Consider the following 11836-nt stretch of genomic DNA (forward strand, 5'->3'; position numbering starts at 1 on the left):
GTGGCTACCAACCTCAAAGCATTTTGAAATTCCTCCCTTAAAAAATTCAAATCTTGAAATTCCTCCAAAAAGATTTCCAAACCGCTCCATACTTTGTCTTCGAAGTTTTGTATTTTTGAAATCTTTACAAATTCACACTTATGTCAGCACAAAAAAGACTTTTCTTACTCGATGCCTACGCCTTAATCTTTCGAGGATATTATGCGTTTATTAAAAATCCGAGAATTAACTCCAAAGGCATGGACACCTCTGCCATTATGGGATTTATGAATTCATTAATGGATGTGATCAAAAGAGAAAAACCAGATCATTTGGCGGTAGCTTTTGACAAAGGAGGTAGCGAGCTTCGAAACGAACTTTTTCCGGAATACAAAGCCAATAGAGATGCCACACCAGAGGCTATTAAAATTGCCGTTCCTTATATTCAAGAATTGCTAAAAGCCATGCACATTCCTATTATCGAAGTGGCGGGTTTCGAGGCTGATGATTTAATTGGTACGATAGCCAAACAAGCTGAGAAAGAAAATTTTAAAGTTTTTATGGTTACGCCAGATAAAGATTTTGCACAATTAGTGTCTGAAAATATCTTTATGTACAAGCCTGCCCGAATGGGTAATGGCATTGAAATTTGGGGTATTCCAGAGGTACTTGAAAAATTTGAAATTGAAAGACCCGAACAAGTAATTGATTACTTAGGAATGATGGGCGACTCTGCCGATAACATTCCGGGATTACCTGGTGTAGGCGAAAAAACTGCTAAAAAATTCCTAGCTGAGTACGGTTCTATCGAAAATTTGTTAGCCAACACCCATCAACTTAAAGGCGCCATCAAAACCAAAATTGAAGCGAATGCTGAGTTGGGTTTACTTTCTAAAAAATTAGCAACCATTTTATTAGATTGTCCTGTTACCTTCAACGAGGCTGATTATGAATTATCTACGCCTGATGTTGAAAAAACAGATGCGCTGTTTAACGAATTAGAATTTAGACGAATGGCCGAGCAATTTGATGCCATTTTTAAAAATCCATCGCAAAACAGCAACACAACTGAAGTTGCAAACGATGCGAAGCTTTACAAAAAAAGCACTAAAAACGACGACCAATTTGATTTATTTGGAGCAGCAACAACAGATGAAGACGCTACTAGTCGCACCGCTTTTTATAACACATTAGCAACAACACCACACGCCTATCAAATCATTCAAGGTGATTTAGGATTGCGCTTGCTGTTGCAAAATCTACAAAATCAAAGCTCCGTTTGTTTTGATACCGAAACTACAGGCCTTGATGCGCTACATGCAGAATTGGTAGGGATTTCATTTTCGTTCGAGAAAGGCAAAGGGTTTTATGTTCCGTTTCCCGAAAATCAAGAAGAAGCACAAGTACTTGCTGCCAAGTTTCTTCCCTTTTTTGAAAACGAAAACATTGAAAAAATTGGTCAAAATCTAAAATACGATCTCAAAATACTTTCTAATTATGGCATCACTGTAAAAGGAAAACTATTTGACACCATGATAGCGCATTACTTGATCAATCCTGACATGCGTCACAACATGGATATTTTAGCCGAAACCTATTTGCAATACAGTCCGCAATCAATTGAAGAGCTAATTGGTAAAAAAGGTAAAAACCAAAAGTCAATGCGCGATGTGGCTCTTGAGGAAATCAAAGAATACGCTGTAGAAGATGCCGATGTTACCTTTCAACTCAAAGAATTATTCACAACCGAATTAGACAACACGGGCACCAAAAAATTATTTGACGATATCGAAATTCCGTTAGTTAAAGTTTTAGCCGATATGGAGCGCGAAGGCATTCGTGTAGATGTCGCTTTCTTGCAATCGCTTTCGCAAAACCTAACAGAAGATATAAAAAAGCTAGAGCAAAACATCTACGAAACCGCAGGCGAAAAATTCAACTTAGCCTCGCCAAAACAACTTGGAGATATTTTATTTGACAAATTAAAAATAGGTGGCGCCAAGCAAAAAAAGACCAAAACAGGACAATATGCCACTGGCGAAGAAATTTTAAGTTATTTAGCCGCCGAAAATCCAATTGTAAAAGATATTTTAGATTGGCGTCAATTAGTAAAACTACAAAACACCTACGTAGATGCCCTACCGAATCAAGTTGATGTTGCTACAAAACGCATTCATACCGATTACATGCAAACAGTAGCAGCAACAGGACGTTTGAGCTCAAACAATCCTAACTTGCAAAACATCCCAATTCGTACCGAACGTGGTCGCCAAATCAGGAAAGCATTTGTTGCTAGAGATGAAAATTACACCTTAGTTTCGGCGGATTACTCCCAAATTGAGCTTCGCGTAATTGCCGCTTTGTGTGGCGAAGAGAATATGATTAAAGCTTTTCAAAATAAAGAAGATATTCATAAATCAACGGCATCAAAAGTATTTAACGTGCCGTTAGAAGAAGTAACTCGCGAACAACGTAGTCATGCCAAAACAGTGAATTTCGGAATCATTTATGGGGTTTCGGCATTCGGATTGAGTAATCAAACCAATTTGTCGCGTAAAGAAAGTGCCGATTTGATCGAAGCATATTACCAAACGTATCCTAAATTAAAATCATACATACAAGATCAAGTTGATTTTGCCCGAGACAATGGCTATGTGCAAACTATTGTAGGACGTCGTAGGTATTTAAAAGATATCAACTCGCAAAACGCCATCGTTCGTGGTGGTGCAGAACGAAATGCCGTCAATGCACCAATTCAAGGTAGCGCCGCCGATATCATCAAAATTGCCATGATCAACATTCATAAAAAGCTGACCGATGAAAACTGGAAAAGCAAAATGCTGCTTCAAGTACATGATGAACTTGTTTTTGATGTTCACAATGACGAACTAGATGCTATTCAACCCATGATTAAACACGAAATGGAAAACGCTTTTCAACTAACAGTTCCATTAGAAGTGGAGATTGGAAAAGGAAAAGATTGGCTCGAAGCACATTAATAAGAAGACGTAAAAACTCTAATCAGTTTGATTAGAGTTTTTTTATGACAAATGTGTCTACAACTAAAAATTCAAAGAAAAATTCATCAAAAAATATCTTGGCAATAAATTACTTCTAAAAATTGTGGTTGAAAAATCATTAGTTTGAATTTGTTCAAAATTCTTTTCATTAGCAATGTTTGTTATTTTGAAACTTGCACGCCACTTATTTTTTTTGCTAAATATTCTAGAGTACTATCAAGAAATAAAAAATCTGTTTTCTTATTTGATAAATCTGGCAAAAAATAATCTGCTGCAAAAATATAGTTCCATCTCTTGAATGGCTTAACTATAACTCTGAATTCATCTTGAATCGCACTATTGACAAATGCTTGTTTAAGTACTTGACTTTTAGAAATAGAATAACTCCAACTGAGCTCGCTTTCAAAATTAAAAGGTAAGTCGAATGCTGTTTTCCAAAAGAATTGCGTTTGAAAAAACTGAGTTTTATTGCTCCTTAATTCAGAACCATTAACAATATTACTATAGGTAGATGATGTGAAATTAGACTTTAGTTTAAGTGTTGATTCTAGAAAAGAAATATATTTTGCTATTAAAAAATCAGCTCTTAACTCTTTGTTATCCTGTGGCAGAAAGAAATATTCAATTTGAAAAGTATTTTGAGTTATGCTTGAATTAGAAAAAAAATTCCCTTTGTTTAGCCTAAAATCAAGTCCTGCATCTAGTTCAAATTGATTGAAAAGATCATTAATAATGTAGTTCACACCAAAGTTATAATTTTTTTGTAAACTTAAGGACGGACGATTGGTAACACTAGATCTGTTATTGATTAGAATTTGATTGATGAAAAAGAACTGCTCTCCTGTACTATTTTGAGAATAACTTGCATTCCCACTCAGCGATGAAATATTCGAAAATTGATATAGTGAGTTCAGCCTTGGCTCAAATATAAAATTCTCTTGTACTAAATTTCCGTTCGCAATACGATAATCTAAATTTTGTGAAAGATAGGCCAAATTGTATGAAGGAGATATACTAAATTTCCCAATAATAAAATTATACTCTCCTTTTTGATAAACCGTCTTTTTTATGAAATCAAAATTATTTTTGCTTATTGAAGTAGTAGTACTGTCAAAATTATCCTGACTATATAAGTTGGATGTAAACAAATTAGAATCCAGAAATGTGCCAATTTTAAAGCTATATTTATTTTTGTTGTACATGCCAAGTAATTTCCCACTTGCTTCCATGTAATTTTTTTTAAAAGCACTTTCTTGCACATCATTTCTTGAAGAAGCATCAAATAAAGATGGACTAATTGTAAATCTCTGCGGTAAATCATTCGATGACTGAAAAATAGTCACTTGCATCGCTCTCTTGTCAGAAAATTTCTTAGTCCATAATAAATTTTGCCTATACAGTATTTCTCTAGAATTTAGAATTGAAGAATATTTATTCGTTGTATTTTGTACTATTTGAGTTGGCGTTCTAATACTTTCATCTTTAATTCTCAAATTATATTCAAGTAATGAAGTGGGTGATATGGTGTATTTCAGCTCTAAGTCTGCTCTAAACTGACTTGGCATTTTGGTAATAAACGTATTATCGGTTGTGCTAAAATTTTGATTATTAATTTGATATTGGTTTTCAGAAAAAATGTTGGAAGTTATTTTGTCTTGCAAATAATACAAGTTAGTTTTGACGCGCCATTTTTCTCCTAATTTAAAAGTACTACTATAGTTACCAAATAGCTGATTGTTTAAATTAGCGCGCGTATTTCCTAAAACATTTGAAAATTGACTTTCTGATATTATCTTTTTACCTGCAACATTGCTTTCTTTTAGCTCCTCCACATTTAGATTGAATCCAAAATAATCAAAGGGTGAGCTATTTACTCCAATATTGTTATAATTTAAAGTTCCAAAAGATTTAAAATTTTTAGTAATCCCTAAAACCGTTATGTTATCTTGATGTACTGCCCTTCCTTTTTCAAACAAACCACCTCCGTAGCTCACATCGCCAGAAAAACTAAGCTTCCCTTTTTTAAGTTTTAAGTTCAAGGATACCTTGCCACCTTGCTCTATACCTTTTAACAAAGGATTTGCACTGTAATTATCTACAGCTTGTACTTGGTCTACTATATCAACATTGATGTTCTTTGTCCCTAATGTGTAATTTGATCCAAATAGATTATCTCCTTCTAGAGTGACCGTTTCAACAGCTTTACCTTTATACTTTATTTGTCCTGACTTACTATCAACTTCAATACCTGGAAGCTTTTTAATAATTTCATCAATTTTGCGCTCAGTTCCATTGCTATAGGAGGCTACGTTAAACTTTAAGGTATCCTCTACAACTTCAAATGGTTTTTTCTTGGCTACAATTACAACCTCTTTCAGTACTATATTTTTATCTTTCTCTAAGATAATATTGAAAACGTAAGATTTTGAAGCGATCGGATTTTCTAATGAAACACTTTGCATGGTGTATCCATGTGCTTTGATCTCTATAACAACACTTCGATACACTTTTTTTAATGAAAAGGAAAATGTTCCATCGACGCTCCTATTGAATTCTTTTATAACATTCAAATTAGAGGCCTCTTTAATTAATAGAGTTACATTTACTATTTTTTTATTATTTGTATCTAAAATTGTACCTCTGATATTTTGCGAATAGAAAGTTGATAAGAAAAAAAATAAGGCAAATGAAAATATAAATTTCATATACTATTTGAAATTAAACACATTAGTTATTTGCTTTTCTTTTCTAGTGCCTTGTCTGCTGTGTAATCTTTATCATCTTCTTCAATGTACCGTTGTATTTGCATTCTAGGTGTAACTATATTGTAAGCTTCGCCCTGCATTGTAGTAAATTTACTTGACGCGATAGCTTTTTCTTTGTACAGCGCCTTAAATTCAGACCATGAAAGACATTTGTCTAATTGAAAAGGATTTTCGGGCTTTTTATAATCTGAGCCACCGTTTTTAATTTGTATGCCCACTGCCTCCCAAAGCACAAAATCATCAGTTGATTTTATTGATAAAATCATGCCTGGTAAATCACCAAACTTCCATGGACCAGCATCTGGAAGCAAAGCCGTAAACCAAGCCTCGTATGACCTACCTCTAAAAGTTGTAACTGCTAATTGGCAAGGGTAATCTAAAATAATTTTAGTGTCTTCTTTTATCTCCCAATTAAATATATTTAAAGAATCCTTTTGAACAAAAAAACGCATGTTGATGTTATCTTTATGAAACATCTCGTTAGTCCCATAGTTTTTATAAACTGTAGCTAGATTTTCTCCTTTGGGCTTCCAACTGATAATTCCATCATTTTTAGACTCCTCTTTTTGACTAAATTTGTTAAATTTTTCGTCATAGATAGAAACTTGATAGTCAGGCAAAACGATCAAATCGTAATCATTCCTATATGTAACCTGTTTTGTTGCATTTCCTCTAACCACATAATTATATTGTACGTAAATTTTAGATAAGGAATCTTGCTGAGCCCAGCAAGTTGTGATAAACAAAAAATAAATAAGTTGTGTCATTAATCTTTTCATAGTAAAAAAAAGGGAGAGGCTTTACTAAGCCTCTCTATTTTAACATTGTAAGTGATTTAATTTTGAGAGATAGTTGCCTCTCTCATTGCAATATACGCCCTAGCGGCTTTGTCTGCATTTTGCAAACAGTTCAATTGAGCTGTAAAACTATTGCTTCCTGAGCCTATAGCTCTAACAGTTTTCACCAAAACACCCTGATAATAAATGTCAGCATAGCAAGACGCTTCACTAAATACATATTTAACATCAAAAACATCAATAGTTTCACGCTCAATATTAGAAAATTCTTTTGTTTCTAAATTATTAGGTATAACTACTGATAGGTTCTCTGATTTTGCAAATGAGCAAAAGCTCACAAGGCTAAAAGTAAGGGATAAAAATACATTTTTCATTTGTTAAGGTTTTTCTTGATTAAATAGATACGTTAAAATTGTAGACCATCTGCAATTAGGGGCGAAAATTTTAAGAACATACTTTATGGTCAATTTATTCCGCCCTGTTGACTTTCCTTTTTATTGAAAACATCCTTGCAAGGTTAGCTACATATATTCGCGACTATAATAAGCTAATTTTTTTGTATCAGGAAAAGCCAACTTTTAACAACAATAACGCCTAATTGTTTCGTAAGACAAATATGAAAAAAAAAAATGAAAAAGAAATAGTTAACTTTTTTTTAATAAAAAAAATGAAAAAGAAATAGTTAACTTTTTTTTAACAAAAAAAATCTTTTTATCCTTAAGAAAAACACATTATAATCAACGTATTAGCGCTTAAAGATTACGCTCTAAAAATAAATGGACACTTTTCGAAAAACTCTAAAATAAAAAGCAGCATCAATAACTTTTGATGCTGCTTCTTATTACTAGTTTAAAAATAAACCAGCTAATATTTGAGACAAATAAACTAAACAATTTATAGTTTAAACCAATCGCGTAGATTCACGCTCTTTCAATTTGGTTTTTATCACTTTCGTTTCATAAGGCAAGTGTTCCTCATTTGATTCTAAACGATCAATTAGTAATGTAGCCGCTACTTCTCCTATTTCAATTCCGTGCTGACTTACCGTAGTTAAACTCGGAGATAATCGGCGCGAGGCCAAAATTCCATCAGCAAATCCAATGATCGAAATATCTTCTGGAACTCGAAATCCCTTTTTAACTGCAAATCGCAAAGCTGCCACCGAATCGTTCTCCTCCAAGGCGAAAATACCATCAATACCTTGAGCAAAAACAGCATCAACCTTACTTTTTAAATCTTCTTCAGCATCGGTACGAATGATGATCGATTCATCTACAGCGATATTATTATCGGCTAAAGCTTTCAAATAACCTTCGGCACGCAATTTTCCTACACTCAAATTATCAACCGATGAGAAAAGCGCAATTTTTTTGCAACCTAAATCAATCAAATGTTGCGTAGCGTTGAGTGCAGAGTCAAAATCATCTACGATTACTTTATCGCAATCAACCCCTTCGGCAATACGATCAAACATTACAATTGGAGTACCGTCATTTATAATGGCAGAAAAATGCTGGTAATCTTCATTTTTTTGAGCCTCTTCAGAAACTGAAACTATAAAACCATCCGTTGTACCATTACTTAACATTTCGAGCGTGTGTGCCTCTTTTTCTGAAGATTCGTTAGATATACACATAATAACGTTGTATCCTTTTTCATCAGCAACTTTTTCAATTCCGCTAAACACTTTAGCAAAAAAGGAGTTTAAAATATTAGGAATAATAACACCAATAGTTTTCGTTTTTCTGTTTTTTAAATTCAAACCAATCACATTCGGTTTGTAATTTTTAAGCTTGGCATATTCCTTAATTTTAATCTTAGTTTGGTCACTAATCTCTGGACTATCATTTAGCGCTTTAGAAACTGTTGAAACAGAAACATTGAGTTCTTTGGCAATTTGTTTTAGAGTTGCTTTGGCTTTCATAGGAGCTAGGTTGTGCGTAGTTAGTTTTAAAAAACGAACACAATGTAAGAATAATTAAAACACAATGTGTCTAATTGACAAAAATAACCATTTTTGATACGGATTTAGCATAAAAAAACGCGAAAAATCAAAAAACACTACGAAAAATAAAATCTATTGAATGCAAAGCAGTTACCTAAAACAAAAAAGAAATAAGGCAAACCAAACAGACAATTAATATCCGTTTGATAATCAGCACACAACCGTTTACAAAATAATCTTTTCAGGTATTTGCATTTAAAATAATTAATTGTACTTTTGCAACCCCTTTATTGGGGATGGAATGTTTAATTAAAAATATATTATGGACGCATTAAGCTACAAGACACAGTCAGCAAGCAAAGCCACCGTTACTAAAGAGTGGATTGTTGTAGATGCAGAAGGTCACAACTTAGGTCGTCTTGCTTCAAAAGTCGCAATGATTTTAAGAGGTAAGTACAAGCCAAGTTACACACCACACGTGGACTGCGGTGATAACGTAATTGTTATCAACTCAGAAAAAATCAACCTTACAGGTAACAAAATGGATGAAAAAACATACATCCGTCACACTGGTTACCCAGGAGGTCAAAGAAGTTTAACTGCTAAAGTATTGCAAGCGAAAAATCCTGCATTATTAGTAGAAAAAGCTGTAAAAGGAATGTTACCTAAAAACAAATTAGGAGCTGAACTTTTTAGAAATTTAAATGTTGTTGTAGGATCAGAGCACAAACAAGGCGCTCAAAAACCTAGAACAGTTAACCTTAACGATCTTAAGTAATGGGAGTTATTCACAAAATCGGTAGAAGAAAAACGGCTGTTGCACGTGTTTACGTTTCAGAAGGAACAGGAGTAATCACTGTAAACAAAAAAGCATTCGAAACGTATTTCCCAACTGCAACTTTACAGTACAAAGTATTACAACCAATGTCTATGACAGAGAATGTAAGTAACTTTGATGTAAAAGTGAACGTTTACGGAGGTGGATCAAATGGTCAAGCAGAAGCTGTAAGAATGGCATTAGCACGTGTAATGTGTGAAGTTAATGCTGAAAACAGAGGAATTTTGAAACCACAAGGTTTATTAACAAGAGATCCAAGAATGGTTGAACGTAAGAAATTCGGTCAGAAGAAAGCTCGTAAGAGATTCCAGTTCTCTAAGCGTTAATATCAAATTTATTTCAAGATCTATTTTTATATACCTTGAAATTATTAAAAAAATGCTGAAAAAATTTCAGTATAAATTTAAAAACACAGTTGTTGTTGCTCTCCTACCGAGGTAGGAAATAGTTTAGCATCTAAATAAGCCGAAAGTCTTGCAGACAAAAGTCAACAAGTCGTATCAAAGAAGCTTATTGCTAATCAACAGAACGTAAACTAGAACAAAAATGGCAAACAAAATAGAAGTTAAAGACTTACTAGAAGCAGGTGTTCACTTTGGACACATGACTAGAAAATGGGATCCGAACATGGCTCCTTACATTTATATGGAGCGTAATGGTATTCACATTATCAACCTATATAAAACAGCAGCAAAAATTGAAGAGGCTAATGAAGCTTTGAAAAAAATCGCTGCATCAGGTAGAAAAATATTATTTGTTGCTACCAAAAAACAAGCAAAAGATATCGTTGCTGATAAAGCAAAAGCTGCAAACATGCCTTACATCACTGAAAGATGGCCTGGTGGAATGCTAACTAACTTTGTAACTATCCGTAAAGCTGTTAAAAAAATGGCTACTATTGATAAAATGAAGAAAGATGGTACTTTCATGACTTTATCTAAAAAAGAGCGTTTGCAAGTTGATCGTCTTCGTGCTAAATTAGAGAAAAACTTAGGTTCAATCGCTGACATGTCTAGACTACCGGCTGCATTGTTCGTAGTAGATATCAAAGCAGAACATATCGCTATAAAAGAAGCTCAAAAATTAAACATTCCAGTTTTCGCAATGGTTGATACTAACTCTGATCCACGTGAAGTAGAGTATGTTATTCCTGCAAATGATGACGCTTCTAAATCAATTGATAAAATTTTAACTTTAGTTACTGCTGCAATTATCGAAGGTCTTTCTGATAGAGGTACTGAAAAAGAAACTGAAGCTACTGCTGAAGTTGCTGCTCCAGCTACTGAAACTACAGAAGCTCCAGCTGCAACTGCAACTGAAGAATAAATCAAATTTTGAATTCCAAATTTTGAATTCCAAATTCCAAAATCAGAAAATAACTTTCTGATAACATTGGAATTTGGGATTTGAAAATTGGAATTTTTACTTTTAACATTAAAATTCAAAATATTATGGCAACAATTACTGCTGCAGACGTAAACAAATTAAGACAAACTACAGGTGCCGGAATGATGGACTGTAAAAAAGCTTTAGTTGAAGCTGATGGAGATTTCGATAAAGCAATCCAAAACCTTAGAGAAAAAGGTCAAAAAGTTGCTGCTAACCGTTCTGACCGTGAGTCTTCTGAAGGAGCTGCTGTTTCTTTTATCAATGCTGATAAAACTAAAGGAGCTATCATCACTTTAAACTGCGAAACAGATTTCGTAGGTAAAAATGAATCTTTCGTTACTTTGGCTAAAGAATTAGTTGAAAAAGCGATCAACTTCTCATCTAAAGAAGAATTTTTAGCATCAGATTTCAACGGAATTACTGTAGCTGAAAAATTGATTGAACAAACTGGTGTTATCGGTGAAAAAATCGAAATCGGTGGTTTTGAAATTTTAGAAGGTGCTTTTGTTGGATCTTATGTTCACGTTAACAAAATTGCTGCATTAACTGCTATCTCTGCAGCTGTACCAAATGCTGAAGTTTTGACTAAAGATATCTCTATGCAAGTAGCATCAATGGGAGCTGATACATTATCTTACAAAGATTTTGATCCTGCTTTTGTTGAATCTGAATTAGCAGCTCGTATTGCGATCATTGAAAAAGAAAATGAAGAAGCAAAACGTTTAGGAAAAACTTTAAAAAATGTTCCTAAATACATTTCTTTCTCTCAATTAACTGAAGAAGTTATCAAACAAGCTGAAGAAGATGCTAAAGCTGAATTGAAAGCTGAAGGTAAACCAGAGCAAATTTGGGACAAAATTATTCCTGGTAAAATCCAACGTTTTATCTCTGACAACACTACTTTAGACCAAGAAAAAGCTTTACTTGATCAAAACTTCATCAAAGATGATAGTAAAAAAGTAGGTGATTATGTTAAAGGTTTCAATGTTGAAATTACAGGTTTCAAAAGAGCTTCTTTAGGATAATAAATACATTTGATGCAATTATACTTGCCATCAAATTAAAATACAACCCCATTTCAATTTTGTTGAAATGGGGTTTTT

9 protein-coding genes are annotated in these 11836 nt (G+C 33.6%); 5 read left to right on the forward strand and 4 right to left on the reverse strand.

Annotation, left to right across the window (positions count from 1 at the left end; translation table 11 throughout):
* Positions 1–140 precede the first annotated feature (140 nt).
* Positions 141–2978 carry a DNA polymerase I gene (gene polA / locus KBJ98_RS01020; protein ID WP_210787910.1) on the forward strand — a complete coding sequence of 946 codons (2838 nt, stop codon included), beginning with the start codon at positions 141–143 and terminating at the stop codon, positions 2976–2978.
* Positions 2979–3160: 182 nt separating this feature from the next.
* On the opposite strand, the gene KBJ98_RS01025 is transcribed toward polA, so the two are convergent.
* The 4 genes from KBJ98_RS01025 to KBJ98_RS01040 form a co-directional block, all read right to left on the reverse strand.
* Positions 3161–5704: a hypothetical protein gene (locus KBJ98_RS01025; RefSeq protein ID WP_210787911.1), complete on the reverse strand. Its 2544-nt coding sequence runs from the start codon at positions 5702–5704 to the stop codon at positions 3161–3163.
* Between the two features lie 26 nt (positions 5705–5730).
* Positions 5731–6531, reverse strand: a complete 801-nt coding sequence (locus KBJ98_RS01030) for a GLPGLI family protein (protein ID WP_210787912.1) — start codon at positions 6529–6531, stop codon at positions 5731–5733.
* 68 nt (positions 6532–6599) lie between these two features.
* Positions 6600–6935, reverse strand: a complete 336-nt coding sequence (locus KBJ98_RS01035) for a hypothetical protein (protein ID WP_210787913.1) — start codon at positions 6933–6935, stop codon at positions 6600–6602.
* Between the two features lie 527 nt (positions 6936–7462).
* Positions 7463–8485 carry a LacI family DNA-binding transcriptional regulator gene (locus tag KBJ98_RS01040; RefSeq protein ID WP_210787914.1) on the reverse strand — a complete coding sequence of 341 codons (1023 nt, stop codon included), beginning with the start codon at positions 8483–8485 and terminating at the stop codon, positions 7463–7465.
* Positions 8486–8828: 343 nt separating this feature from the next.
* On the opposite strand from KBJ98_RS01040, the gene rplM reads away from it, so the two are divergent.
* The 4 genes from rplM to tsf all read left to right on the forward strand — a co-directional run bounded on the left by rplM (position 8829) and on the right by tsf (position 11758).
* On the forward strand, positions 8829–9284 hold the full coding sequence (rplM, locus tag KBJ98_RS01045) for a 50S ribosomal protein L13 (protein WP_166133019.1): 456 nt from the start codon (positions 8829–8831) through the stop codon (positions 9282–9284).
* On the forward strand, positions 9284–9670 hold the full coding sequence (gene rpsI, locus KBJ98_RS01050) for a 30S ribosomal protein S9 (protein WP_210787915.1): 387 nt from the start codon (positions 9284–9286) through the stop codon (positions 9668–9670). The genes rplM and rpsI overlap by 1 nt, the downstream gene beginning before the upstream one ends.
* A gap of 220 nt (positions 9671–9890) precedes the next feature.
* On the forward strand, positions 9891–10670 hold the full coding sequence (gene rpsB / locus KBJ98_RS01055; RefSeq protein WP_166133015.1) for a 30S ribosomal protein S2: 780 nt from the start codon (positions 9891–9893) through the stop codon (positions 10668–10670).
* Between the two features lie 125 nt (positions 10671–10795).
* The gene (gene tsf / locus KBJ98_RS01060) at positions 10796–11758 is read left to right on the forward strand and encodes a translation elongation factor Ts (protein ID WP_210787916.1); all 963 of its coding nucleotides are present in this window, start codon (positions 10796–10798) and stop codon (positions 11756–11758) included.
* Positions 11759–11836: the final 78 nt, after the last annotated feature.

This window comes from Flavobacterium erciyesense, from assembly GCF_018069925.1.
Taxonomy (GTDB): Bacteria; Bacteroidota; Bacteroidia; order Flavobacteriales; family Flavobacteriaceae; genus Flavobacterium; species Flavobacterium erciyesense.

What these genes read in the sequence shown, in the direction of transcription:
- KBJ98_RS01035 (WP_210787913.1), bottom strand. Translation starts at nt 6,935, where the DNA reads ATGAAAAATGTATTTTTATCCCTTACTTTTAGCCTTGTGAGCTTTTGC.
- KBJ98_RS01025 (WP_210787911.1), bottom strand. Translation starts at nt 5,704, where the DNA reads ATGAAATTTATATTTTCATTTGCCTTATTTTTTTTCTTATCAACTTTC.
- KBJ98_RS01030 (WP_210787912.1), bottom strand. Translation starts at nt 6,531, where the DNA reads ATGACACAACTTATTTATTTTTTGTTTATCACAACTTGCTGGGCTCAG.
- polA (WP_210787910.1), top strand. Translation starts at nt 141, where the DNA reads ATGTCAGCACAAAAAAGACTTTTCTTACTCGATGCCTACGCCTTAATC.
- tsf (WP_210787916.1), top strand. Translation starts at nt 10,796, where the DNA reads ATGGCAACAATTACTGCTGCAGACGTAAACAAATTAAGACAAACTACA.
- rpsI (WP_210787915.1), top strand. Translation starts at nt 9,284, where the DNA reads ATGGGAGTTATTCACAAAATCGGTAGAAGAAAAACGGCTGTTGCACGT.
- KBJ98_RS01040 (WP_210787914.1), bottom strand. Translation starts at nt 8,485, where the DNA reads ATGAAAGCCAAAGCAACTCTAAAACAAATTGCCAAAGAACTCAATGTT.
- rpsB (WP_166133015.1), top strand. Translation starts at nt 9,891, where the DNA reads ATGGCAAACAAAATAGAAGTTAAAGACTTACTAGAAGCAGGTGTTCAC.
- rplM (WP_166133019.1), top strand. Translation starts at nt 8,829, where the DNA reads ATGGACGCATTAAGCTACAAGACACAGTCAGCAAGCAAAGCCACCGTT.